The sequence below is a fragment of the Alteromonas sp. MmMcT2-2 genome (genome assembly GCF_022348305.1).
In the GTDB taxonomy this organism is placed as follows: domain Bacteria; phylum Pseudomonadota; class Gammaproteobacteria; order Enterobacterales; family Alteromonadaceae; genus Alteromonas; species Alteromonas macleodii.
Window position 1 is genome coordinate 24,396 of sequence record NZ_JAKRFA010000005.1, and the last position, 26,178, is coordinate 50,573.

Annotated in this window: 21 protein-coding genes and 2 pseudogenes; 17 read left to right on the top strand and 6 right to left on the bottom strand. The window is 47.1% G+C overall.

The genetic code is table 11. The features are described from left to right. Positions 1-209 precede the first annotated feature (209 nt). Together MHM99_RS04715 and MHM99_RS04720 are read left to right on the top strand one after the other, a co-directional pair. Positions 210-1,132, top strand: a pseudogene (locus MHM99_RS04715) (efflux RND transporter permease subunit); the annotation flags it as partial. 97 nt (positions 1,133-1,229) lie between these two features. Then, complete coding sequence (locus tag MHM99_RS04720) at positions 1,230-1,421, top strand: heavy-metal-associated domain-containing protein (RefSeq protein ID WP_015066565.1); 192 nt, start codon at positions 1,230-1,232, stop codon at positions 1,419-1,421. 78 nt (positions 1,422-1,499) lie between these two features. On the opposite strand, the pseudogene MHM99_RS04725 reads toward MHM99_RS04720, so the two are convergent. Continuing rightward, a pseudogene (locus tag MHM99_RS04725) lies at positions 1,500-2,002 on the bottom strand (IS4 family transposase); the annotation flags it as partial. A 388-nt stretch (positions 2,003-2,390) separates the two neighbouring features. On the opposite strand from MHM99_RS04725, the gene tnpB reads away from it, so the two are divergent. From tnpB to traN, 8 genes are all read left to right on the top strand, one after another. After that, entirely contained in the window at positions 2,391-2,645 is a 255-nt protein-coding gene (gene tnpB / locus MHM99_RS04730; RefSeq protein ID WP_011788498.1) for an IS66 family insertion sequence element accessory protein TnpB, read from the top strand. Positions 2,646-2,855: 210 nt separating this feature from the next. Next, positions 2,856-3,548: a DsbC family protein gene (locus MHM99_RS04735; RefSeq protein ID WP_015066567.1), complete on the top strand. Its 693-nt coding sequence runs from the start codon at positions 2,856-2,858 to the stop codon at positions 3,546-3,548. Then, on the top strand, positions 3,548-5,947 hold the full coding sequence (gene traC, locus MHM99_RS04740; RefSeq protein WP_015066568.1) for a type IV secretion system protein TraC: 2,400 nt from the start codon (positions 3,548-3,550) through the stop codon (positions 5,945-5,947). The genes MHM99_RS04735 and traC overlap by 1 nt, the downstream gene beginning before the upstream one ends. Then, positions 5,940-6,287, top strand: coding sequence for a hypothetical protein (locus MHM99_RS04745; RefSeq protein ID WP_015066569.1), 348 nt, complete (start codon positions 5,940-5,942; stop codon positions 6,285-6,287). Before traC ends, MHM99_RS04745 begins: the two co-directional genes overlap by 8 nt. Next, entirely contained in the window at positions 6,271-6,783 is a 513-nt protein-coding gene (locus MHM99_RS04750) for a S26 family signal peptidase (protein ID WP_015066570.1), read from the top strand. Before MHM99_RS04745 ends, MHM99_RS04750 begins: the two co-directional genes overlap by 17 nt. Before the next feature lie 10 nt (positions 6,784-6,793). After that, positions 6,794-7,918, top strand: a complete 1,125-nt coding sequence (locus tag MHM99_RS04755) for a TrbC family F-type conjugative pilus assembly protein (protein WP_015066571.1) — start codon at positions 6,794-6,796, stop codon at positions 7,916-7,918. Further along, a complete protein-coding gene (locus MHM99_RS04760; RefSeq protein ID WP_015066572.1) occupies positions 7,902-8,930 on the top strand; it encodes a TraU family protein in 1,029 nt (342 codons plus the stop codon). Before MHM99_RS04755 ends, MHM99_RS04760 begins: the two co-directional genes overlap by 17 nt. Before the next feature lie 2 nt (positions 8,931-8,932). Continuing rightward, a complete protein-coding gene (gene traN / locus MHM99_RS04765) occupies positions 8,933-12,625 on the top strand; it encodes a conjugal transfer protein TraN (RefSeq protein WP_015066573.1) in 3,693 nt (1,230 codons plus the stop codon). A gap of 141 nt (positions 12,626-12,766) precedes the next feature. Here the strand turns inward: traN and MHM99_RS04770 are convergent, their stop codons facing one another. The 5 genes from MHM99_RS04770 to MHM99_RS04790 all read right to left on the bottom strand — a co-directional run bounded on the left by MHM99_RS04770 (position 12,767) and on the right by MHM99_RS04790 (position 20,841). Next, positions 12,767-14,443, bottom strand: a complete 1,677-nt coding sequence (locus MHM99_RS04770) for an ATP-dependent helicase (protein ID WP_015066574.1) — start codon at positions 14,441-14,443, stop codon at positions 12,767-12,769. Continuing rightward, the gene (locus MHM99_RS04775; protein ID WP_187446816.1) at positions 14,440-16,365 is read right to left on the bottom strand and encodes an AAA family ATPase; all 1,926 of its coding nucleotides are present in this window, start codon (positions 16,363-16,365) and stop codon (positions 14,440-14,442) included. Before MHM99_RS04775 ends, MHM99_RS04770 begins: the two co-directional genes overlap by 4 nt. A gap of 77 nt (positions 16,366-16,442) precedes the next feature. Beyond that, positions 16,443-18,821: a S8 family peptidase gene (locus MHM99_RS04780; protein ID WP_015066576.1), complete on the bottom strand. Its 2,379-nt coding sequence runs from the start codon at positions 18,819-18,821 to the stop codon at positions 16,443-16,445. Positions 18,822-18,835: 14 nt separating this feature from the next. After that, on the bottom strand, positions 18,836-19,807 hold the full coding sequence (locus MHM99_RS04785; RefSeq protein WP_020744900.1) for an ATP-binding protein: 972 nt from the start codon (positions 19,805-19,807) through the stop codon (positions 18,836-18,838). Positions 19,808-20,238: 431 nt separating this feature from the next. After that, positions 20,239-20,841 carry a hypothetical protein gene (locus tag MHM99_RS04790; RefSeq protein ID WP_015066579.1) on the bottom strand — a complete coding sequence of 201 codons (603 nt, stop codon included), beginning with the start codon at positions 20,839-20,841 and terminating at the stop codon, positions 20,239-20,241. A 367-nt stretch (positions 20,842-21,208) separates the two neighbouring features. On the opposite strand from MHM99_RS04790, the gene MHM99_RS04795 reads away from it, so the two are divergent. From MHM99_RS04795 to MHM99_RS04825, 7 genes are all read left to right on the top strand, one after another. After that, a complete protein-coding gene (locus tag MHM99_RS04795; RefSeq protein ID WP_000455722.1) occupies positions 21,209-21,535 on the top strand; it encodes a hypothetical protein in 327 nt (108 codons plus the stop codon). 15 nt (positions 21,536-21,550) lie between these two features. Further along, positions 21,551-21,970: a single-stranded DNA-binding protein gene (ssb, locus tag MHM99_RS04800; RefSeq protein WP_015066580.1), complete on the top strand. Its 420-nt coding sequence runs from the start codon at positions 21,551-21,553 to the stop codon at positions 21,968-21,970. A 79-nt stretch (positions 21,971-22,049) separates the two neighbouring features. After that, positions 22,050-22,868 (top strand): phage recombination protein Bet, encoded by an 819-nt coding sequence (bet, locus tag MHM99_RS04805; RefSeq protein WP_000414662.1) that lies wholly within the window; start codon positions 22,050-22,052, stop codon positions 22,866-22,868. An 81-nt stretch (positions 22,869-22,949) separates the two neighbouring features. Then, entirely contained in the window at positions 22,950-23,093 is a 144-nt protein-coding gene (locus MHM99_RS04810; RefSeq protein ID WP_015066581.1) for a hypothetical protein, read from the top strand. Positions 23,094-23,154: 61 nt separating this feature from the next. Further along, a complete protein-coding gene (locus MHM99_RS04815) occupies positions 23,155-24,171 on the top strand; it encodes a lambda-exonuclease family protein (protein ID WP_015066582.1) in 1,017 nt (338 codons plus the stop codon). A gap of 209 nt (positions 24,172-24,380) precedes the next feature. Then, entirely contained in the window at positions 24,381-25,340 is a 960-nt protein-coding gene (locus MHM99_RS04820; protein WP_015066583.1) for an AAA family ATPase, read from the top strand. Further along, positions 25,340-26,107 (top strand): hypothetical protein, encoded by a 768-nt coding sequence (locus tag MHM99_RS04825; protein ID WP_015066584.1) that lies wholly within the window; start codon positions 25,340-25,342, stop codon positions 26,105-26,107. Before MHM99_RS04820 ends, MHM99_RS04825 begins: the two co-directional genes overlap by 1 nt. Positions 26,108-26,178: the final 71 nt, after the last annotated feature.

Consider the following 26,178-nt stretch of genomic DNA (forward strand, 5'->3'; position numbering starts at 1 on the left):
GCCTCCATGCGTGTGTAGATGAGTATGAAAACCGGCGAGCTTGCAAAGCTAACGAGGACTCCCTGGGTTCTACGAGGCTCAGGGTCTTTTACCTGCTCCTGATCGTTATAGCAACAACTAAAGGCAATAAAGGCAGGAGCAAGTTGAGCGGTTGCAGCTTATACTAAGTTGCAAAGTATTAGGTATCAGTCTGGAGCAGATCCGGACTATCTCAGGGGGTAGCTTTGACCGACATTTTTGATGTATTACAGGTAAATTTGGGATCGCTTTACGTCAATGATTTTAATGGATTTGGCCGTACCTACCGTGTAATAACTCAAGCTGATGCCCCATTCCGTATGCAGGCAGACGATATTGGATTATTGAAAGTCAGGAATTCTGCTGGTGATATGATCCCTTTATAAGTATTGATCAATATCAAACTAACTTCAGATCCTGATCGCGTTATGAGATACAACGGCTATCCATCCGCTGATATTACGGGAGGTACTGCATCAGGATATTCTTTTGGTCAGGCTACAGATGCTATTGAGAAAATAGTTAAGGAAAATCTACCTGAAGGTATGGCGTACGAATGGACTGATCTGACCTATCAGGAAAAATTAGCGGGCAATTCCGCACTGTATATTTTCCCATTGGCGGTATTCTTTGCATTCTTGATTCTTGCCGCTCAGTACAACAGTTGGTCGCTTCCATTTGCTGTGCTGCTTATTGCACCAATGGCACTCCTTTCTGCAATTGGCGGTATATGGATCTAAACGGTGATAATAACATCTATACTCAAATTGGCTTCGTTGTTTTAGTCGGGCTGGCCGCAAAAAATGCCATTTTAATCGTTGATTTTGCAAGGACTCAGGAGAATTAGTGACGATCACCGCTTGGGGCCGTACTCGAGGCAGCGTACTTACGTTTGCGTCCTATTTTGATGACTTCTCTTGTATTTATTGCTGGTGTGATATCTCTTGTACTAGCTAGTGGTGCTGGAGCAGAAATGCGTCACGCCATGGGTATTGCAGTGTTTGCCGGTATGCTTGGTGTAACCTTCTTTGGATTACTACTTACGCCGGTGTTTTACGTTATAGTAAGAAATCTGTCATTAAGAAAAAACGCAGAAAGTATAGTCAATCTTTAGTGAAAAGATATCAGAGTGAAATGAGTTTAGACCTTGACCTTACAACAGTGGAAAGCCCTACAATCAGAAGTACTCAAACCAAACTGGAGGTATATAAATGCAATTTCATTTAGAAAATATGACATGTGGGGGCTGCGCCCGGACGGTAACTAAAGCAATTAAGGATATAGACCCAGAGGCTACAGTTTTAACTGATCCTCCGACTCGTAAGGTGACGGTAAAAACTTCATTATCAGTTGAAAAGGTCTCCTATGCTCTAATTGAAGCAGGCTTCCCTCCTCGGGATTAGTATTTTCCTTTTACGGTTGCCTCCTGAATGAGGCAACTTTAAATTTCGCATTCAGGGCATTCATTCATAGACTGGACCTTAAGAATTAAGCCCATGCAGTATCCCATCTAACGTGATGTTTTGTTTGTCTTTTGACTGTTGGGCTTTTTGGGCGTTCTTCGTTATATAACGGGTCGCCCAATCTATCCTCTCCGCTATTTCTGACCATGCGTGCTGGCTGATGCTTTCAAGATCGGCAACAGCCAAATTTCCACATTTTTGGCGGCCTTGAATAGCTAGACTGATGGCATGATTTGAAGAAAGACGCTTCGCCGAATGATCAGAGCGAGCAGGCTTGACCATACCAAACCATCTACAATCGCTTTCTGTGCCGCCATAAATTTCTGCAAGTTTGTATGGGATTTCAACTCTTTGAATCGCAACTTCACCTGCCAGCGACAACGATAGATTGCCATAACATCATCCGCTTAGTAGGTTTCCCGCGGGAGGTTGATAAGCCAGATGCAAAATCGTATTTCTCCGGCAAAACAGAGCCTTATTACTCTGAATATCTGCTTTCCTCGACGAACTTGCAAATCGAGCGTAAGCGCCTCATAAACCGCGCATTCTAATCACCTAACACGCAGAATAAGATCAAGTCTCCAACCATAAGGAGATTTAAAATGGCAAACGATGCACCAACCAATAATGGCAAACGCTAATCAAGCAATCTGAATCGAGTTCATTATCAACACTCACATTTTGTAAGCTCAATCAACTCAATCCCTCAACGTTCTCTGCCAAGCGCCAGCAACTCAACAACACTGGCGCATCTCAAGGTTTTGTTAGAGCAGAAGTCGTTGAAAAGATAACTCAGTATCAGGCCCAAGTGGCAACCGCCAACATGACACTCTTCGTCAATGATATCGAACTGCGCAATCCCCAATGCACGCCAGTAAGTAACCTGGCTGAACTCATCGGTGCGCTATCATGAAAGGCATGCTGAGCTCACTAGAGATTTATCTGTATCGTGAAAGTGTCGATTTTAGAAAGTCCATCAACGGCCTTGCCGCGATTATCGAAAGTGACACCGATTTACCGTTAGTAAGTGGCGCATTATTCCTGTTCACCAAAAACAGCGCGATAAAATCAAAGTGTTGTGCTGGCGTGTGCCACGAACAAAAGGTTAATACCTTTTGGATCTGTATTTCTGATGAGAGAAGGCCTCTCGAAATCTACCTGTAGGGGGCGGTTTCAAAACCACCAAGTGCTTCTGTAAAGTGCGGTTTGGAGACTTATCTGATCGCTCATTCAACACTGAGTTCACCTTCGCAGGTGATCTACACTTCGGAGCAGCTATTTAGTAAGGTATTCAATTCTTCAATCTATCTAACCGAGTCCACATAGGACAACTGCATAGACTGGAGCCTCGATTTACATTAACGAGGACTCCTCATGCGAAAACTATCTCCATTTATTCTGGCGCTTGCGCTGTCTCCTTTTGTTCAAGCTGAACCTGTGTCTGAAGTGTCGCCCGTTGGCAAAATTGACGGCATGGTTTCTTTACCTGTCACGGGTATGAAAGCGGTCGAAAGCAATAACCGTATTATTTTTATGTCAGACAGTGGCCGGTTCGTCATTGATGGCACGCTCTATGATGCCTGGTCCAAAAAGCCGCTTACCAGCCTTGAAGAAATTCGAGAAGCGGGAAACACGCTGGACTTAAGTCGCCTTGGCTTAAAAATGGCTGATTTGAACCCACTGACTTTAGGCGAAGGCAAAAAGAAAGTGGTGGTCTTTGTTGACCCTCGGTGCCCACATTGCCATGAGCTTTTGAAACAAGCCCTGCCGTTAACCAAAGAATACACCTTCCAAATTCTCCCTGTGCCAGTGCTTGGTCCAGATTCAGAGCGTCAGGTTCGCCAGCTTGGCTGTGCGCGTGACAAGAAAGCGGCCACCGATGCATTGCTGAATGGCCGGATTGGTAACCTAGAACAGGATGATGCCTGCAACTTAGAACCAATGCAGCGTACCTTGGTGACGGCTCAAATTCTGGGCATTCAAGGTGTGCCTTTCATTGTCGCCAATGATGGTCGCATCAGCCGAGGTCGTCCTTATGACCTTTCTGCTTGGTTGGAGGGGCGTTAATGAAAGCCTCTTTGTATTCAGGACAACGCGCTTCAGAGCTATTGCCAGTATTGGCCTATTCAGACGATGAGCAACTGTTTTTCATGGAAGACCAAAGTGTTGGCTTTGGTTTTCTATGTGACCCATTGCCGGGTGGTGATGAGTCTGTTGCAGACAGGGTTAATGTTCTACTCAACAACGACTGGCCAAAAGACACTTTGCTGCAATTTGGCCTTTACGCCTCGCCTGATATTCAAACCGACCTTCAGCGCATGATGGGCTTACGGCATCGTCAATCTGATCCATTGCTTAGGGCGTCGATACGCAAACGTGCGGATTTCCTCGATGGGGGCACGGTTCAATCGATAGAAGAATCGACCCAGACTCAGGTACGCAACTTTCAACTGATCGTCACCTGCAAATTGCCTTTGGAAAGTCCTATTCCGACGGAGCGTGAGTTGAGTCGAGCATCCGCGCTTCGGGCTTCTTTCTCGCAAGCGCTGGCAACGGTTGGTTTTCGCGTCACTGAGATGACTGACCGAAACTGGCTCGCGGCAATAAGTGCTCAGCTTAACTGGGGAAAAGATGCTTCCTGGCGTAATCCATCACCAATCCGCAGTGAGGCAGATAAACCACTTCGGGAGCAAGTGTTGGATTATGACCGAGCTATCAAGGTGGATAGCCAAGGTCTGATGCTGGGCGATTACCGAGTTAAAACCTTATCGTTTAAACGCTTGCCTGAGCGGATCTGGTTTGGTCATGCCGCAAGTTTTGCGGGCGATATGATGACGGGCAGTCGCGGTTTACGCGGCAGCTTTTTGCTAAATGTCACCATTCACTTTCCCTCAGCTGAGGCGATGCGATCTCGTTTAGAGACGAAGCGTCAGTGGGCGGTCAATCAGGCCTATGGCCCGATGCTCAAGTTTGTGCCGGTGCTTGCAGCCAAGAAAAAGAGATTTGATGTTCTTTTTGAAGCTTTGCAAGAAGGTGATCGTCCTATTCGGGCAAATATGACTTTGACGCTGTTTTCCCCAACGGAAGAAGCGTCCATCAGTTCTGTTTCAAATGCTCGAACCTATTTCAAAGAACTCGGATTTGAGCTGATGGAAGACAAGTACTTCTGTTTGCCCATTTTTCTGAATGCCCTGCCATTTGGTGCCGACCGCCAGGCGATGAACGACTTGTTTCGATTCAAGACCATGGCGACACGGCATGTGATCCCTCTGTTGCCTTTGTTTGCGGATTGGAAAGGCACTGGCACGCCGGTGATTAACTTTGTTTCCCGTAATGGCCAGATCATGAGTGTGTCCCTTTATGACTCGGGCAGTAATTACAATTGTTGCATCGCGGCGCAATCGGGATCGGGTAAGTCATTCCTGGTGAACGAAATCATCTCCTCCTACCTATCAGAAGGCGGGCAATGCTGGGTGATTGATGTTGGCCGCTCTTATGAAAAGCTGTGTGAAGTCTATGACGGTGAGTTCTTACAGTTCGGGCGAGACAGTGGCATTTGCTTAAATCCGTTTGAAATCGTTGAGGACTATGACGAAGAAGCGGATGTGTTGGTTGGGTTATTGGCCGCAATGGCCGCACCTACGCAGTCATTAACCGATTTTCAGATGGCAAACCTAAAGCGTCAGACCCGTGAACTGTGGGAGAAAAAAGGTCGTGCCATGTTGGTTGATGATGTGGCAGAGGCTTTAAAAAATCATGAAGACCGACGTGTGCAAGACGTGGGTGAGCAGCTCTATCCGTTTACGACACAGGGCGAATATGGCCGATTCTTTAATGGCCACAACAATATTCGCTTCAAAAACCGTTTCACCGTTCTGGAGTTAGAAGAGCTTAAGGGGCGTAAGCATCTACAACAAGTAGTGTTGCTTCAGCTTATCTACCAAATCCAACAAGAGATGTACTTAGGTGAGCGGGATCGTCGCAAGATTGTGTTCATTGATGAAGCTTGGGATCTGCTGACTCAAGGTGATGTCGGTAAGTTCATTGAGACGGGTTACCGTCGATTTCGAAAATATGGCGGCAGTGCTGTAACGGTAACGCAGTCGGTCAACGATTTGTATGACAGCCCAACAGGTAAAGCCATCGCTGAAAACTCGGCCAATATGTACCTGCTTGGCCAAAAAGCTGAAACCATCAACGCGCTCAAAAAAGAAGGCCGCTTGCCACTAGGTGAAGGCGGCTATGAATACCTGAAAACGGTTCATACCGTCACGGGTGTCTATTCCGAGATTTTCTTTATTACCGAAATGGGCACCGGGATTGGCCGCCTCATTGTCGATCCGTTTCACAAGCTGTTGTACTCGTCCCGTGCAGAAGATGTAAACGCGATTAAACAGTTAACGCGCAAAGGCCTTTCTGTTGCTGATGCCATCTCTCAGTTGTTGAAGGAGCGAGGCTATGAATAAGACCACGCTTTGGCCATTTATGGCCTCTATTACTTTGTCTATTGCAGGCAGCGGTTTAATGACCAGCTGGCTCTTAATGAAAACACTCGAACCCATCCACAGCCAGTTGGCGTTAAGTACGCCCATTGCAGTCGTAGATTTTGGGGAGGCGGTGTTGTCACTGGGCCCCAATGCCAGCGAACAAGACATCGAATCCAGGTTGCTTCAGACCAATCAGCAAATTGAAAAGTTAAAAACAGCCGGTTTTATCGTGCTGGATGCCCAAGCGGTGGTGGGTGCTGATGATTCCGTATTTGTGCCAGTAGGCTCAAAGGAGGTGTCTCATGCAGATACTCCGTAAAAGAATGCCTTGGCGGCCATACCTCATCCGGTTGACTGTTCTTGCGTTAATCATGGCCTTGGTAGGCACCTACGCCATGATGCGCTACCGAATAGGTATTGATACCCAGCAAGAGCGCTGCCTGCCTGATACCACGGTGTATCTGATTGACCTATGGAATAAAGAGCCCGTTAAGGATGGTTTGTATGCCTTCCACTCAAAAGGACTTGCTCCGTTATATAACGACGGTACTCGGATGCTGAAACGCCTAACAGGGATGCCAGGGGATGAAGTCAAGGTGACGCCTGAGCATGTACTGGTGAATGGTGCTGAAGTCTCTACCGGCATGGCATTAGCCCAGCGTCTTGGTGTGGCTGAAACAGAATTTAGCCGCTCATTGACGCTGCAAGAAAACGAGTATTGGTTTTCCGGTGAGGCCGCAACGAGTTTCGACTCCCGCTATTGGAACGCCGTTAAGCGCGAGCAGATTGTCGGTCGCGCTTGGCCGCTTTGGTAGGAGGTAGATGATGCAAAGACTATGTCTCTTATTTTTGTTGGTTGCGCCATTGGCTTGGGTTCAAGTGTCCTGGGCACAAGAGCCTTTTCCGTTGTCTGACGAAGACAAAAAGATCGTCGAAATGAGCCGCAGCATTTTACAAAGTGCTGTGGATGGTTCATCTGAATTTATTGAGCCTTTTGCACCGATTGAACAACCTGCGTCGCTCAAACACAACGATGAATGGTTGATTTTTGCGTCGTCTTCACTGGGAGATTCGTCACTGAAGCAGCTATTTAAAGAGGCCAGTGCTACCGGCGCTATTGTGTTGTTTCGGGGAATTCCTGAAGGAAAGACCTTGGGGGCGGCTATCCGTGATTGGCATACGCTGATGACGGGGCTTGATCCTGTTCCTCAGGTTCGAATCGATCCGAAAGCCTTTGTGCACTGGCGGGTGACTAGCGTGCCTGCCATTTTCCGCATAGAAGATGACAAGGTGACTGCAAGTGCACTAGGGGTTTACAGCAACGACTGGTTGCAGCGTCAAATTGAAACAGGCAATACCGGTTCATTGGGTCAACGCGGTCCTATTCATTCCATTTTAGAACCGGATTTGATGCAAGTGGCGATGCAGCGTTTACAGTCGATTGACCTGGGCGCATTAAAGAAAAAAGCCATTGAGCGTTTCTGGTCTCGCCAAACTTTCACTGACTTACCCAAAGCCACGCAGTATCGGATAAGAATGGTTGATCCAACCATCGTCATGAAGCGGCCACTATTGGATGCCAATGGCCGAACATTGATCCCAGCAGGAACGCGTATTAACCCGCTAAAAGCCTTGCCGTTTACTCAGCAGCTTGTGGTGTTTAATGCGTCGAACGCTGAAGAAGTGGACGCAGTTGCGCATTGGCTTGAGACGCAAGATAGGACACTGCGCCGCATTACGCTTATCACCACGCAGCTCGACCGTACTCAAGGTTGGAATAGCCTCAATGCGCTCGAAAAGACATTGGACAGTCCGGTTTACCTTCTCAATGCCTCGCTAAAGCAGCGCTTTGATCTGCAAGTCACCCCATCGTTTGTTCAAGCAAAGGGGCTCGCGTTTGAAATAGAAGAAATTCCAGCAAAGGAGCTTGTTCATGAAAAAGCTCAATAATACGTATCGTCTGTTGCGGACTCTCGTTGTCATGTTTGTCCTGGGCGCATCTATTTCTGCTAAAGCCGAACTGACCTGCCCAGACGCGGGTTTATTGTCCGGTAAGTTGCTGACGGATGTTTGCTGGTCATGCATTTTTCCTATCCGGGTTGCAGGTCTTCCACTTGGCTCTGGCAGTGTCCCAAGCGGCGCATCAAACAAGTCGTTTTGCTTATGTGAAGACAACTTAGGTGTGCCAAGGCCAGGTATTGTTACCAGCATGTGGGAGCCAGCGCGTCTGATTGAACTGGTCAGAACGCCGGGTTGTTCGCCTTCACTGGGAGGGATTCGCTTACCGTTAGGTGATAGGCGATTGCAAGGTGGTCATGGTGAAGGTGAATACGATACCGGTGATCTTGCTTTCTATCATTACCATTATTACGCCTTTCCGCTTTTGGTCATGCTCGATTTGTTCATGGATGGCAATTGCAATGCCGATGGTTACATGGATTTTGACTTGATGTATTTGTCGGAATTGGACCCAACATGGCTGAACGATGAACTGGCCTTTTTTACTCAGCCTGAAGCTGCTGCTGTTGCTAATCCATTGGCTATCTCTGCTTGTACCGCTGACGCTGCTTCATCAACGCTTGGTAAACCCATCGATCAGTTGTTTTGGTGTGCTGGCAGTTGGGGCCATCTCTATCCGTTATCTGGCCACACCTTAGCCTTTGGTTCATTAGCAGAAAACACCAGCCATTTAGCGGCGCGTGCAATCGCGGCTCAACACAGGCGTGGTCTTGCAAGACGAACAATGGGGAGCAGTGCGCTATGCCGACCTGTTATCGAACCCATGCTGCCGAAATCCCAATACAAGATGAGTATGTTCTTCCCTGTACCGGAAACTGAAAGTGCGCATGTCATCGGTGAAAGCACCATGAAATGGGGAGAGTGGCGAACGATCCCCGGTGCCGGTGAAGATGCGCTCTACATTTTGTGGCGCTGGCAAGACTGCTGTAACTCGGGAGGTTAACCATGAAACCAACACTTTTTACCCGAGTTTTAGCGGGTATTTTATCAATCACTATGGCGTGCCTGCCCTTACATGGTGTGGCCGCTGATGTGCAGCGCCAATCCGGCTTAAGCGGACAACAAGAAGGTAAGCAATTGCTGCAAAACTGGACGATGCCCGCACTCAATGGCAATACATTGTCGGTGCCGAATGGCAGTGGTAATGAGTCCATTAACTTGCAAGAGCTTTTCCCTGGTATGGATCAGGGCTCATTGGATGTCTTAACGGGCGTTTATGGCTCTGATGCCAGCATGAATCAATTGGGGACACAGCGCCAAGAGAGCATGGCATCCGAAAGTGGCGCTACGGGTGAAGCATTTCGTTCGCTACAGGAAATCAAAGACAGGTCTCGGCCAGATATGGTCAATGATCCGCTTTGGGCATTAACTGATGCGGTTCAAACTGACCCAAATCTATTAACGCAAAGCTTCCCCGGCTGTGAGTCTCAAGGTGAAGGCAGCCCAAACTACCAGCAATGTGACAGGCTCAATACAGCGGTTAACAGCTGCACGATTACTCACGATTACACGGCAGGCATTATTGAGCATGTTTCAGGACCAATGAACCTTCGCTCTTGTGGTGAGGGATGTCTTGAAGTTTGGATTGGACGAATTGGCGACAACTACTGGAGTGGCCGTTGTAAAGTGTTTGAACAGGCCATCACACTCAAAGTCGTGAACCCCGATGCGATTACCTCAGCCGTTCTTGAATACGCCAAATGGGATGACTACATGCAAGTGTGGCTTGGTGATCAGAAAGTCTGGTCTGGGCCGAACAATAACTTTCCACCAGAAACGGCTGGCCGCTGCGAGCTCAGTACAAGTTGGGAGCGCAATCCTAATACTGACTTAACCTCTAAGCTAAAAGCGGTAGAGCCCGGTTTAGAAGTGCCAGTAAAAATTCGCGTATCGGTAACGGGTAGTGGTGAGGGGTATGCACGTATCAAGGTGCGCTTTGATCCAACCAAGGTGGTGATGAATGATAGTTGGTCGCCACAATCCTGTATCGAACAAGCAGCGGATATCCCGACTAAGTTTTCAGACTACAGCATTCAATGCACGGATCAGCCGTCTTCAACCAACGGATGTACGGTGGTCAATGGTGTTTCAGTTTGTGAATCCTACTTTGCTCCAAGCCCTGTTGCTGGCATATCGCCTTTGTGTCGGCGTGTACAAGTCAGTGTGGATGATGAAAGCTATAAGGGGATTGAAAATCAGGCCTGCCAAGTGCTTGAAGCGAATCCTTCCTGTGGATTCATGTCGTCAGAATGTGCCGAAACCAATGATAAAGGTGAATGCATTCGTTTTACCGATACCTATGACTGTGGATTGCAAACCAGCGATCCAAAGTGCGTGGTATCCAATCTTATGCCGAGTAGTTTTGAGGCATGTGAGCCTACTCAGACGATTACGCCATTTACTGAAACCAAGCATGTACCGGATTACCAGGTGTGCGAGAAGATCAGCACGCTTACTCAGTGTCAGTTAGAACGACGTGTATCCGCTGAAACCCATCAACAAAGCTGGTCCATTGAGCGCGGTTGCTTTAGCTCTGAAACGCTCAGCTTTGTTCCACAGCACAGCAGTACCATGCAAACTGGAAACGCGACGCTGAGAGTGTTTGATAATCAAAATACTGAGATAAAAATCACCGAGTCGCCGTCCAAGGCAAATGGCTGGAAAACGACACTCTCATTGACGGGCAACAAGGAGACGGTCACAGAGACGAAACCGTCCATTAAATACCCTGAAATGACCTGTCCAAAAGGAACCTTGGTTGGCTCATTGTGCAAGGTCGTTAATGGGTCGATTATTTCGTGGCATGAACCGCAGGAAGTCACGCGTTCCAGATGTGAGTCCGGCTGGAACAAAGTCGATTTCGATACTTGCAGCCGAGAAGTTCAGAAGTGTTTGGCTCCTGCGAAACTGAGTGCTTCCTTGACCTTCTCTGGCAAATACTTAGAGCAAGACGTTGTTCATCAATCAAGTGATCCGGGCATAGACCAATGCTTGATGCAAACGGATCAGTTCACTGCGGTGCAGTGGCAGTGTTTGGATACGGGCATAAAACGAATCGACGGGTTAACAGTTGGTAGTGGCGAGTTGGCCAATCTTGGAAGCCTTTATCCGACGGTTGTTTCGTCTCCTGCTCATTTAACCAGTCGTGGCAGCTCTGATGGACTGGGGCTCTCATGCTGGAGGGCAAAAGCGACCTACAATGCTTCGACTGCTCATCCAGAATTCAACATGGGCAGCTCAGATAGCTGGGTAGATGCCAATGGTAATACACAAACCATCGTCAATAACGGACAAAACACGACCACCAATACGTGTGCCGCGCTGGAGCAAAACCCGGCCTGCCAGTATGTCAGAACCGAATGCACTGAAGGCGGGGCTGGTCATGAAGGCTTCTGTTATATCCAAAGTTTGGTGTATGACTGTGGACAAAGCGTTGAAGTGCAAAATGCACGAATGGAAACTCAATACAACTGTGAGGGGCCAGTTCGCTGTATGGGCACAGATTGTTTAGAGCCAGAGTCAATCAAGCAGGCTAACTTTGCAGAGGCCGCCGCGATGCTTAATGCGGCGCAGTTTATGACCAATGATATGTCATGCACGGGAGCTGATGGCCAAGATAACGTCGAGTGTACGGTCTTTAAAGGTAATGCTGGCCAGTGCAAAAAAGCCGTTGGCGGTATAGTGGATTGCTGTGAAAAGCCAAGTGGCGTGTCGTTATCGGATTACATCACAATGATTGTGGCGGTCAACAAGCTTGATACGGCAGTCATGGCCATGAATCCGTCGTCGGCAATCTATGGTTCCTGGAATACGCTTAGGGAGCCAATCACGAGTACTTGGAGTGCGGTCAAAGAGCCCTTTGTGTCTGCTTGGGACTCTCTTATGGGGGCTGGGCCATCAACGGCTGCTGGCGCGGGAGCGGAGCAAGCTGCGACTGGCTTCATGCAGGTGTTGACCAACAAAACGGCTGAATGGGTAGGTACGACCTTTGGTTCGGGGGCGCAATCGGCACTGTTTAGTAACGTTGGTGGCGCAGTTGGAGCCGATGGTGTCGTTTCGGGTGGTAACTTTGCGCTGGGTGGCGCTGCGGGCGCGGTTCTGAGTACGGTTATGACGGCCTACATGATTTACTCAGTCACCATGATCCTCATTCAGCTTATCTGGAAATGTGAGCAGAGTGAGTTTGAGATGAACGCTAAGCGGGTATTGAAGAGTTGCCACTATGTGGGCTCTTACTGCAAGTCTAAGTTCTTAGGTGCCTGTGTTGAGAAACGGCAATCATATTGCTGCTTTACTTCGCCGCTTTCACGGATCATTCAAGAGCAAGTGCGTCCGCAATTGGGCCTTGGCTGGGGCAGTGCGAAATCTCCAAACTGTGAAGGATTGACCGCGAGTCAGTTAAACCAGGTGGATTGGAGCCAAGTCAATCTGGATGAATGGATAGGTATCTTATCGATAACAGGCAACCTACCCGAAGTACCGTCACTGGATCTGGAAAGACTCACAGGCTCAGGAAGTACGCTAAACGTTGATGGAAATCGTCAGAGTGCCGCAGACAGAGCCCTTGAACGGCTAAACGGAATGGATGCCCAGAAACTGCGTCAGGAGGCGACGGAGGAAATTTCGGGGAATAACTAGAAGAAAAAATCTTTGTCAGCTCCAGTATATTTTGGAGCTGACATCGCGCTAGATGTTGCATTATATTTAGTAAAGAGAACGTTTTTGAGGACGGTTTATGGCTTTGCAAGTTTTGAACTGAGTAGTTTAGCTAATGACTTTTTAAATGTGCGTTAAATCGGTAATAAACTGTGCTGCATATTGAAGATATTCCTGTTGTGGAGTTCGAATTACATCCCATCTTTTAGCATAGTTAAGGGGCCTGTCGCGTTGTTTAGCGTATGTAAGAACAAGCCGACGCTTGGCACGGGATACACCAACAAAGAAAGCACACAGATTAGAATCTTGATCCCCAAAAAATATTTCGTTCTCAACGGCCAAAATTATCGTTGAGTCGAACTCCAATCCTTTGCTCTTATGGATAGTCAGAATACGCACAGCCTGATCATCAGAGAAACGAGTCAAGGCTTGAGGCAAGTCGGGGGTAAGTTCAAGCAATTCTTCAATGCGCGCTTTGGTATCTCCCACAACTTCACCTAATCTGGCATGTGACTCATAGTCAGGCGAGAGAGCAACAAGAGTCTCCATTCCTATTTTCTTCAAAAATCTACACACAGAATCCCACCATCCCGAAAACGGTTCATCCAACAACTCGGCCATGGCGATGATTTTTCGCTGTTCCTTGAAGAAGCTTTGGAAATTTTGCCTGACGCTAGACTGCACCTCGTCATCGGCAAAGGGAATCAATTGATTCATCAGCCGAATCCAGGCTTTGGGCTCTCGCTGGCCATAGAGACAGGACAAATAGTCAACAACGAGCCTTGCGGCAGGTTCGACAGTAATATCCTGCATCTCCTGCTCATTCCGGTACGGTATTCCCCTAACTTCCAATGCCACCATCAGGTGATTGGCGTAAAGATCTAGTTGTTTGGACACTAATACGGCGATTTCGGATAACGGAACCTGTTCATTTCTTATCCACCCGGCAATCAAATCGGCCAAGTACTCAGCTTCACCCTGGGCATTCTCGAATTGCCACGCGAAGACCTCTCCCTCTTCACCAGCAAGTTGGTGATCTGGCATGACGGAAGCCGGATCGAGCACGCGAATTATCTCGTTCTGCATCCGAAGCAGGCGTGGTTTTGAACGAAAGTTTCGGTACATGTTTAATGGGACCGCTGAAAAATCCCTAGCGAACGTTTGGAAAATTCCGTCCAATGCACCTGCCCATCCCATGATTTTCTGCTTGGTATCACCGACAGCAGTGAGACGAATGCTCGTACCTTGGAAGGCTACCTTCACGAGTTCATACTGCTGATCCGTGCAGTCCTGGAATTCATCCAAGAAAACATCGCTGTAAGTTTGGCGTATGGCATTTCTTGCGACAGTGGAGGCCTTAAGAATTTGAATTGCTAGCGGTACAAGATCATGAAATGTAATTTGCCTTTTTGTGACTTTTCTTTCGCCAATCGAATAATCCAGATCAAGAGCATCATTACCAGTAAGCACTACTCGGAAGCGATCAATAATACGCTTTGCAAACGCATGAAATGTGTAGCTATCAAAACGGGAAGCCAATTCTTGTCCACAGCGTTGCTGGATTCGCTCCTTCAAGTTTTTGCTGGCGTCAACTTTGAAAGAGATAGCGAGTATTCTCTTCGGATAACGGCAGGTTCCGGTTCGTAGGAGGAAGTCAGCTCTTTGTGCAAGCATTTCCGTCTTGCCCGCGCCCGGCCCCGCCGTCAGTGCAAGACAGCGCGCTTGTTCCTTCGCAGCCCGCAGTGCATTGGGTTCAAGAGTTAGCCCATCCGAAGGCAGCCATGCATCTACAGCAATCACTCGGGCAGTTCCGCAAGCTTGGCGATCACGGCATCAGTGAGTCGTCCAAATGATTCAGGCATGTTCGCCAGCAAATCCTCGTCGCTTAGTTGAGCGAGAGCTTCGATATGAGCAGCGGGCTTGCTGCCCAGTTTAAAAAGCTTGTGATACGTAGAGAAAAGATTTAACTCGTCATAGCTATATTGGGATGGGTCATGATGGCTCTTGCCTAACACGGCTTTAATTGTTGAGTCATCCGGAACTTCCTGCTGAACACCGTAAGCATCTGGGAAAGCAAGGAGCATTGAAAAATCTAAATCCATTGGAAATGAGAAAAACACACCACGCATTTCCAGCTCTGCAAATACACTCTTAGTGCCGTTTTCAAAGAAGTGGTGGGTACGAACAGGTACTTTGTCATCATTCCAATCTGATAAAGAAAAAGTATTTGGCAGAACTTTTTCAGGTTGATATAAGCCAAGTTGGTTATTTACATACTTTATTCTTCCCCAGCCCGCTTGATATCTGCCCACATCTAAATCGAGAAGGGTCAAAAATGGGATTTGCAGTGCTGATAACAGGCGCCAAAAATGATTGACATGCCTACCTCCAAGCGGAGCAATCGTAACCGCTGATTCATCAACTGGCGCACCCTTTGCTTGGAAAAGGCGCGGTAGTACAATTTCTTCGCTATCCCCTTCACCCAACACAACCAAACGTGAGAAGTAAATCTCAGGGAATGCCTGGACAGCCTCGCGTACAAACTTGTGCGCTTCATCGGTTTTAGCGGGTAATTGGATTTTCGTAATTCTTGATTGCCGGGTTTCGGTAAGTCGAAGATATCGAATATGTTCCGGATCGACACGTCGTAACATTGACGGAGCATGCGTAGCGATTAGGGCCTGAGCATCCTCGTTGCTCGTCATGGAGTTCAGAGCGCTGACAATCCGCCCCAGATAGTGAGGCGAGAGGCTGTTCTCTGGTTCCTCAAGGGCAATCAAAGTAAAGACTGGCGGACGCAATTTTTCTGGGTCAAAAGAGCCGTCCTCACCGGCAAGGACAGCACGCCCAATTGCTTGAGATGAAAGAACCAATGACAGATAGAGCATCGACTTCTGGCCGTCACTGAGTCTGGAAAAATCGACAAGATGTTCATCATGTCCAGGCGAGAATGATACGGACAAATGACGAAGCAACGCCTCGATCTCAGATGCCACAAAAGTAATCTTGGGATCTGTAAAGTAGCTGCCTTTATGAAGGGTGCCCCAAGTTTTCTTCAGGTGGGCACTAAAAGCATTGACCGATGGATTAGCAGCCAAACTCTCACTAATCTGGTCGGTGAACCCTTTGACTTCCTCCCGTTCATTTTCCCAGTTCACTGCCCGTAGCAAGCGGCCAAGCAGCGCGTTCGTTCCATATGCTATGTGGTCAGTCGGATCTCTTCTTGCGGGCAGATAGTGGACTTGTATGTGATTTCGTTCAGACCTTGGAACCGTTTGAGGATTTAGAGGCGAACCATCCGGGCCAGCTTCAAGCACATACACAAAAGTCTCATCAATATCCCCATCCAGGCCCATAGTGGCACTTAGGCGATATCGTACCCTAGGAATTCCGTCAGGGTCATCAAGGCGCATGTGACTGAAATGGGGAGCAACGGTCGAGTTATCTTCTTCATCCTCCAACTCGGGGAACACGAAGTCCGCCTCAATCCATAACTGCCTTTCTTCGGGCGCTTCTTGTTCATCGTGCGGGACATGGAAGTCTAAGCGCTGAATACGGCGTAATGATGGATCAAATGCAAACAGTCGGCACAAAGCCTGGAGTGCAGCAGTCTTGCCTGACCCGTTGGGGCCAATCAGATAGGTAATATTTTCCAGTGTCAGTTCTGTTGGTTCAGCACCAAAACTCTGAAAATTTGAAACCCGAATACTGTGCAGTTTCATCCTTTTTTCCTAATACATATGGCCCGAAAAATTAAATCTTCCCGTTCCATGGGTGATTTTTACAGAACAAGAATTCCCTACACTCGAGCCCGTGCACGTTCTCTAGCCTTAAGCTCTATGCGTTGTGATATTTGGCTATACAGCTGGGCTTCCTCATTCTCTCGATCAGTGACAGTCACAACCAAGGCATAGTCTTCTTGTTCGAAACTCAACGCCTCACCCCAATCTCTATCTTGTCGAGTAATTACAACAAACCACTTTTCAGAAGGCTTCGGCTGTTTAATCCGCCAAGTTGAAGATTGAACTGTACCTTTACCTCTTAATTCAGCACTTATGTCCCTATTACTTGTAGCATCATCATTTCTGGTTTTAGTTTCATCCTGAGTACTGTGATTGAAATGCCTTTGAACAGACTCAAGCGACTGATCTTTGACTAACCTAAAAGACATTTTAGTGGCCACATAGTCTATCCTAGTTGTCCTGACCGCTGGACAATAAGACAGAGTAACTCTAATTTCTCTGGAAGCACGCTGAGACCTTAAAAAATCATCGGGAAGCGGCAGTTCGAAAAAGTGATGCGAGTTGTTTTCAATTTTCTCTTCAGCCATTAAGACAACGGCATTTTGTGAAGATCTAAAAAGCTCCCCCTCATCAACAGCACCATAACCAGCTATATCTCTAAACGCATCTCGTCCATTTGCGCTCCTATAAGATTTCTTCATATCTTCAGGAAAGCTGCTTTCAATCTCCGACAGCATATTCGCATGATTAACCAGTAGTGCTCTGAGCAAATTAGCAGAAGCCTTCGGGTAGTTATTCAATAAACGACCTGCAAGATGGGTAATGTAAGGTGCCGCAAAACTTGTTCCGCTAATTTCGCTAAACAATGTGTTCCCAACGAATCGACTATTACAGGTCAGTACCCCCATGCCTCGCATAACTGCATTGAGTTCGTTGCCTGTTCTTATTGGAGAAGCCAAGTTTCCACCCATAGCTACCAGCTCGGGTTTAATTGCACCTTTAATAGTGGGACCGTGACGTGTAAATGGGGATGGTTGATTTTCTGTGGCTGGAGCCAATTGCCCAATTTCAGGATACCGTTGAGCATCGAAAGTCGCATTATGTCGAGCCAAGCTTCCCACCGTTAGAACGTTTAGTGCCGGAGCTGGATCTATGATAATACTTTCGTCAGCTAGAAGGTATTCTGGAAACTCGTCTCTCCAGCTATGTCTTGGCACATCTGGATCGATAGAGCCTGAGAAGTTCCCAGCAGAAACGACAAATAAGATATTGAAGTCCCTAGCCAATTTATCCAAGACATACGCAATTCCTCGAATATGACGATTATCGTAAGGTGCATTGGAATTCCCTAACGACAAATTGAAAATCCGACATTGGTGTTCTTCGACAAAATAGGTTACAGCTTCAATGAGAGTTTTTTCGATAGAACTGGAGTCAAATTCTGCATTCTCATCAAGAATTCTACCATTGAAAATCCAAAGTTCAGGGTGCCAATAATTTGTTGAGTTACACGCTTCCAAGTCACCATACAGAGCTACACCAGCAACAGCAGTGCCATGACCATTCAAATCCATGCCGTCTGTATCACCAATAAAGTCTGCACTTTCCGCAATTGCGGGTGCCAACAGGGGGTGGTTAGTATTTACTCCGCTATCAAGGACGCAAACTCTTGCAGCTTGATGAGTAGGGGATTGTATTCCTTCAGGAATTCTATTGATGTCACAATTTAGTTGGCTATAGCGAATACCGCTCTTGGGGGGGAGATCAACAAGTCTGACATCAGAGTGATTCAGCAGTAGATTAGCCTGACTAGAGTTAACCTCCAAACGGTACATTACTAAGCTATCAAGGTTAACTTTATCTGTTCGCCGTATTCCGTTATGAGCTAGCCAACGCTCAAATGCATCACAAGTGCTTAATCTCTCTGGGTGATGAGCAACAGCTACAGGCCAAAGCTCTACATCTAAGAGAAACTTCTCTGACCTTGGTAAGCCATGCCTTCTTAGAGCCCAACTTTTCCGGTCATCACTTGTCCAGTTATCGATTCCCTCTATGGCCTCGAGAATCTGCTTGTACGTCAATTCTGTCTCGTCCAAACCTAAGCGTTGCAGGTGATCTTCAAACACAGTCATTCCGGTTTCATCAACAAAAACAACACACAGATGATTGTCTTCTTGGCTTACAAACTCGATACCATGTTTGTTTAGATGGGTAATATCGAGAAGTCCTGTATAACGAATTTTCAGTACAAAATTACCCGGACGTGACGTTTGCTGACTTTGTGCGAATCTGATTGATTCAGTTAAGTCTCTAGATAATTTTTGACCATGCCCCCGAAGATCACCTCGTGGATGTTTTGGGATATTGACTTTCCTTGTTCTACGTTCATTTTCAAGCAGTTCTCTTTCAATCTTAAGATGTTCATAATTAGCCATTCCTAGTCCCTTTTTTAACTTTCTCGAGAAGCTGCTTGCTTCAAGTCCTTAACGGTCAAAAATTCCTGACTACGTAGGATCATCCTTTTTACTGCTCTACGAACAATACGTTCAATATCAGCGCCACTCTTTGTAGAAAATATCCCGAGGATAGATTTATCATCTAACTCAAATTGGCGACGTACACCACGCAATTTGAGTGAAAGAATTTGTTGTATTTGCAGCTCATCAGGTAATGGGAAGTCAATTTTTTCATCGAAGCGTCGCCAGATAGCACTGTCTAAAATGTGCTCATGGTTTGTAGCTGCTAAAATTAGACTCTTCCCTTGATAAGCGTCCATCATCTGAAGCACTGCGTTAACGACGCGGCGTAACTCACCATGTTCACCTGAGTCAGAACGTTCTTTGCCTATGGCGTCAAATTCATCAAATAAAACCACCATAGAATGTTCAGAAACAAAATCAAAAACTTTGCGAAGATTCGCGGCTGTTTCACCCAAAAAAGAAGATACCAACGCATCGAGACGAACAATTGCAAGAGGTAAATCAAGCTCAAAAGCAATGACCTCAGCTGCTAAGGTTTTCCCGCAACCTGGAGGACCATGAAAAATAATTTTTCCAGAAGGCTTCATTCCAAAACTTCTCAGTACATCGACACGGCGGTGTTCCTCAAGAAGTTCCTCGATGGGTGCGATACTAGATTCAGGTAAAACCATTTCTTCTATTGGTCGCTGAGCTTGTCGAACATCTAAAAGTGGTAGTCCTCGCTCTTTATCTACAGGAGGAGTAGGCAAAGCGTTACGTCCATTTTGTTTAAGCGGTCTTAAATGCTCACCATACAATATCTGCTCAAGATCATTTGCAAGAAGGTGATGTTGCTTTTGACGCTCATCTTGAATAACAGCTTCTGAAGCAAGCCGAAAGGCCTCGGAATCACCAATGGTTCCAGCCCTAATCAACTGTCTCAGTATTTTACCGTTAGCCACTATTATTCCCCTTTGCAATGTTCATTTATAATCGAATTACTCAGTCGTTTATCGTATTAAATACTAATTATTTCATCATATTAATAACGATTTAAAATAATCAGACGTAACTACTTAGTATTATCTGAGGCTATGATGGTGCTTAGCCCATTCGATTTTGCATAATCCAAAATTAGTATTTCTATCATAGACGCTTGAGAGCGATGTTCTTTTTCCGCTGCTGCTTTTAGCAACAGCTTGATTTCTTTAGATGTTCGTATTGACAAAGTCTCTTCTTTGGAACGCGACACTGTGCTTCTCCATGATAAATAAGCAATACAATGTACTGCATTATGCGTACATTGTATACTGTTTATTGAACTCATTACCGATAGCATGGATAGCGATATAGTGCCCCTTCGAGAGGGGCTGGTTGATGGGAGCCTAGTTGGCTAGTTGGCGGGGTTATCTGTTTCCTCTTCAGTGATATCGTCATCGGTTGAAGGCACCGCTTGCTCAACTTCTGCTTCTTTACCCTTAGCTTGGGCTGATTTTCGTGCTCGAATTTCGATATCAATAATGCGTCGTGCAAGTTTGATAATGCGCTGTTGCCATGCGTAGTTGCCATCAACGCGTTGCTTGTTGCTAAGCACGCTAGATAACCAGAGTGTGTCCATTGAGATCATCAACGCATCGAGTTTGCGCACTAAGCCAACAAACTGGCCAACCTGAGGCGAGCTGATTTTGGCGTTGAAGGTAATCGGATCGGTGTAGTCAGGTACTTCATCGATACCGTTGGACTCCATCAGTTTGTCCAAACGAGCTTGTTCGTTGTCTACCGCCATAGCGCAATCCTCGATCAGCTGGCTAATGATCTGTTCCACTTCATCAATTTCGTTCTCATCGCCAATGATGCGTAGGATGACATCGATTCCGTAGAGCGCACTGACCGTGCGCCTAAAAACACGGTCAACGACACGTTGCGCCTGTAAGCTGTTAATTGTGAATGATTGTTCAAAGATGGGTTTTGAGTAATTGGGTTTTGCTTGGGCCATAAGTTTGCTCCTGATATGACAATAATCAGTCCCTAGACTAATCCTCTGTGAGGTAATGGCCTTTCAGCTAGGTGGAAGAATTGAGCATCTTTCTAACTATCCTGTCTGGATAAGACGGTTACACTGACTATCAAATATTGCTGATCTGTTTCAGTGATATCTGCGCCTGAGAGCATGAGCTCAAAGGAAGCCCGCCGCTGAGTTTTCTCAGTGGTACTAAGAGGTAGCTAGCCTCCTTAAACAAATAGCCTGCATGTTTTTACATGCTCAACCATGCGTTCCTTACGGTTCGCCTTTTCACCACCCAGCTGGGGGAGTTTTCCCCAGTTGGGGGTGACTCCTTCAAAACCAACATAAGGAGTCACCAATGGAATATATCTTCGGATTTATTATCCAAATCGCAGGCATTATGTTGCTTGCAAAACTGAGCTGGTCGCTTTTGCGATTGCTTGCTCGTCAAAGCGTGCGCCCGTTTCGATTTGTACTTACTCAAATCAAGCGATTGCTCACACCAACACCAAAACGTCGTCCAATGGCAGTGCCTAAAGCTCCTGGTATGCCCCGTTTGACATCTGCGTTTTACAAAGAGCCACATCAGTACGACATGGCTTTACTCGAAATACCAACCTATCTGCGTCGTCAGTCTTCTTTGCCCAGCCGGGTAGAAGCGACTGTGTGCACAGAGTTCAACTAAGACGAGGAGAACATCATGAAAAACCAAGTAACACTCATAGGCTACGTTGGTGCTGAGCCAGAGACGCGAGCCTATCCATCAGGTGATTTGGTGACCAGCATTTCGCTGGCCACTTCTGAGAAATGGCGCGACCGTCAATCCAATGAGCTCAAAGAGCATACGGAATGGCATCGGGTTGTTTTTCGAGATCGTGGTGGATTTAAGTTAGGGCTAAGGGCAAAAGATTTAATCCAAAAAGGCGCGAAGCTTTTTGTTCAAGGTCCTCAGCGCACGCGTTCATGGGAGAAAGATGGTATTAAGCATCGATTGACCGAAGTGGACGCGGACGAGTTTTTGCTTCTTGATAGTGTGAACAAAGCATCTGAGCCATCACCAGCGGATGATGCGAGCTCCCAAGCTAATTGGGCACAAACTTATCCTGCACCAGATTTTTAACCGAGCAAAAACGCTTTAACCCAGCCGGGAGTACTTTCCCGTCAGGGGCAGACTCCCACTTTGATTGTCGGAGTCCATAATGGAAAAACCAAAGCTAATCCAACGCTTTGCTGAGCGCTTTAGTGTCGATCCAAACAAATTGTTCGATACCCTAAAAGCAACAGCATTCAAGCAACGTGACGGTAGTGCACCGACCAATGAGCAGATGATGGCGCTCTTGGTGGTTGCAGATCAGTACGGCTTGAACCCTTTCACCAAAGAGATTTTTGCGTTCCCTGATAAACAAGCTGGAATTATTCCAGTGGTAGGTGTCGATGGATGGTCTCGCATCATCAATCAACACGACCAGTTTGATGGCATGGAGTTTAAGACTTCAGAAAACAAAGTCTCACTGGATGGCGCGAAAGAATGCCCTGAATGGATGGAATGCATCATCTATCGGCGCGACCGTTCGCACCCAGTCAAAATCACTGAGTATCTGGATGAAGTCTATCGACCACCTTTTGAAGGTAACGGCAAAAATGGCCCTTACCGTGTAGATGGTCCATGGCAGACGCACACTAAGCGAATGCTAAGACATAAATCCATGATCCAGTGTTCCCGCATTGCGTTTGGCTTTGTGGGAATTTTCGATCAAGACGAAGCAGAGCGAATTATCGAAGGCCAAGCAACACACGTTGTTGAGCCATCGGTGATTCCACCCGAGCAAGTTGATGATCGAACCCGAGGGCTTGTTTACAAGCTTATCGAGCGGGCGGAAGCTTCAAACGCTTGGAATAGTGCATTGGAATATGCCAATGAACATTTTCAAGGTGTTGAACTGACGTTTGCGAAACAAGAAATATTTAATGCACAGCAACAAGCAGCCAAAGCGCTCACACAGCCTTTAGCTTCTTAGCGCCACGCATTCATTTTACTAACCCTGGCGGGATTATTCTCCCGTCAGGGGGAAGGTCTCGTCTTTTTTTGGAGATCTTCCATGACTAAATCAGCCTCACTTTTTCGCTTGGTATTGGTTGTTGCCCTTGTCTTAGGTTCGATTCAAGCCGGTAAAGCGGCAATTGATTCGGTTCAAGCAAGTGTTGTTCAGCACCAAACAGCGTTAGCACAAGCAGCAAAGTAACCACTTAACCCTGAAGGGGAGTTCTCTCCTTCGGGGGAGTCTCCCCCTCAAAGGAGGCAATATGAAGGTTATCGACCTATCACAACGTACTCCTGCATGGCACCAGTGGCGCATTGCAGGGGTTACGGCATCTGAAGCCCCAATTATTATGGGGCGTTCACCCTACAAAACACCTTGGCGATTATGGGCAGAAAAAACTGGATTCGTATTACCGGAAGACCTGTCGAATAATCCAAATGTGCTTCGCGGTATAAGGTTGGAGCCTCAAGCAAGGCGAGCATTTGAGAATGCGCATAATGACTTTCTTCTGCCGTTATGTGCAGAAGCCGATCATAACGCAATCTTTCGAGCCAGCTTTGATGGCATCAACGATGCGGGCGAACCCGTTGAACTGAAATGTCCTTGCCAGTCAGTTTTTGAGGATGTGCAAGCTCACCGAGAACAAAGCGAGGCGTACCAGTTGTATTGGGTACAAGTACAGCATCAAATACTGGTCGCCAATAGCACGCGTGGTTGGTTGGTATTCTATTTTGAGGATCAACTGATTGAGTTTGAAATACAACGAGACGCGGCGTTCTTAACTGAGTTGCAAGAAACGGCGCTTCAGTTTTGGGAGTTAGTTCAAACTAAAAAAGAACCGCCAAAATGCCCTGAGCAAGATTGTTTTGTTCCCAAGGGTGAAGCCCAATACCGTTGGACATCGCTGTCTCGACAGTATTGCTCAGCACACGCCGAAGTGGTCCGACTGGAAAACCACATTAAATCTTTGAAAGAGGAAATGCGAGATGCTCAGTCGAAATTGGTCGCTATGATGGGTAACTACGCTCATGCCGACTATGCTGGGGTCAAACTCAGCCGCTACATGATGGCAGGTGCGGTGGACTATAAGCAATTGGCCACCGATAAATTAGGCGAGCTGGATGAACAGGTTTTAGCCGCTTACCGAAAAGCGCCACAAGAGCGGTTGCGCATCAGCACCAATAAGCCAGATCAGCCCGTTGAAACACCAATCAAAATCAGCCTTGAGCAAGAGAACTTAGTTCTGCCAGGTGACTCGCCGAGCTCATTCTACTTTTAACGTTCACTTGGAGCCGATTTCGGCTCCTTTCTAATGCGCTTATACCAAGTGCATCAGAAAGCAGTTTCACTCGTAGCCAATGCTGGATACGAATGATAGAGCGAGCTGAACTCTTACATACACAGCCATACCACAATCAACACACCACCCGACGGGGACTTCATTCCCTGTTGGGGCATGGGGCCTCGTCAAAACTGATGAGGTTTATCATGACTGAACAATCCCCATTTTTGGTTCAAGTGAATCAAGCGTTTAATGTCCCGGCTCCTGATGCTTTCGTTCTGGAAGGATTTGGTGCCGACACTACCCATCCAAACATTCCCGTTCGCAAGGACGAGTATGTTTTTAGAAAAGAAGACTTACGTGACGTATTGGCGTTTTTGTCTAACCCAGACGGTGACGGTTTGTATATTACAGGCCCCACTGGATGCGGTAAGACCTCGCTAATTTGCCAAGTTGCTTCTCGATTGAATTGGCCTGTTCAGCAAATTACTGCGCACGGTCGATTGGAGTTGTCCGATCTTATCGGTCACCACACGCTGGTTAATGGCAACATGACCTTTGTGTATGGACCGCTGGCAATGGCTGTCAAGCATGGCCATTTGCTGATCATTAATGAAATGGATCTTGCTGAGCCTGCTGAACTGGCTGGGCTCAATGACATTTTGGAAGGTGCCCCGTTGGTCATCGCACAAAATGGCGGTGAGATCATCATGCCACATAACAAGTTTCGTTTTATCGCAACCGGCAACAGTGCGGGCAGCGGTGATCAAACGGGCTTGTATCAAGGTGTGCTTCAACAGAATTTGGCTTTTCTTGATCGCTTTAGAATCATCGAAGCGACCTATGCAGAGCCTTCTGTAGAGGAAGCCATTCTGGAGAACGTTGCGCCGGGCTTGCCAGAAGTCTTTCGCCAAAAAATGGTGAAGGTGGCTGGTGACATTCGTCGTCTTTTTATTGGGGGCGCGGATGGCGGTGCTGAGCTTAGTATCACCATGTCCACTCGGACCTTGGTGCGCTGGGCAAAGTTAACACTTGCTTTTAAAGGTGCTCCTAACGCAGTGGAGTATGCACTGGTTCGGTCTTTGACGGCTCGTGCTGAGTTGGAGCAACGTGAAGCCATTCACCGTATTGCCGCTGATGTCTTCGGTGATCACTGGGAGGATTGATGATGGAAAAGTGCTTTGCTCTTTACCGTTACAGTCATTCTGATGGGACAGCCAAAGAATGGGCCATTTATGTTGGATCAGATAACCAGGAGATTGAAGTTCGGTTTGGAAAAGCCGGTCAATTGTCGCAGCAGCGATTGATTGATTCGACTGATCCTAACGCAGAAGCAGACCGAAGAATCAATGAGAAAATCAACAAGGGTTATCGATTTGTTGGACACGTCGGTATTGATCATCAAGGGCGGCCATTTGAACTCTCAAATGCGCTTGATAGTGTCGCGTGCGCCAATAACGTCAGTTGGGAGTTTCGTACTCGCAAGGACGTCAATGGCCAAATCTCGCTGGCGCAAAAAGCGTTGTTCGATATGGCAAAGCTGCTTGAAGCCTATGGCTTGGCTGTTATTGATGATAACCGGGTCAGGATTGGAGAATGGTCATTAGGATTTTGCAAAAGCGGATTACCTAGTACCAATCAAATCAGCATGGTGTCAGGTGAAGGCGCTGGCATTGTTAACACTGATGATGGCCCATGGCCATTGTTATTGTTACTGGCCTTTAAGCGTCAATTACCACCACTGTGTTCGCTCACAGTAGCGAGTCCTGATGGGATAGAAGTATCTGACCAACTGAAGTTGGAAAAAGATGTATTGAGGCTTTTAGGCAGTGATTTAGAGCGGGTTCGCCCGATAGCTGAAGCACTGGACTTAATGCCTGCGAAAATCGATCTCAACCAATCGTCGCCTGATTCGCAAAATTACTATTTCTGATAGTGATGTTGCCATTAGCGCGTCAACTACTACCACCCAAATGGGGGCCATTGCTCCTGTTGGGAGTGGTG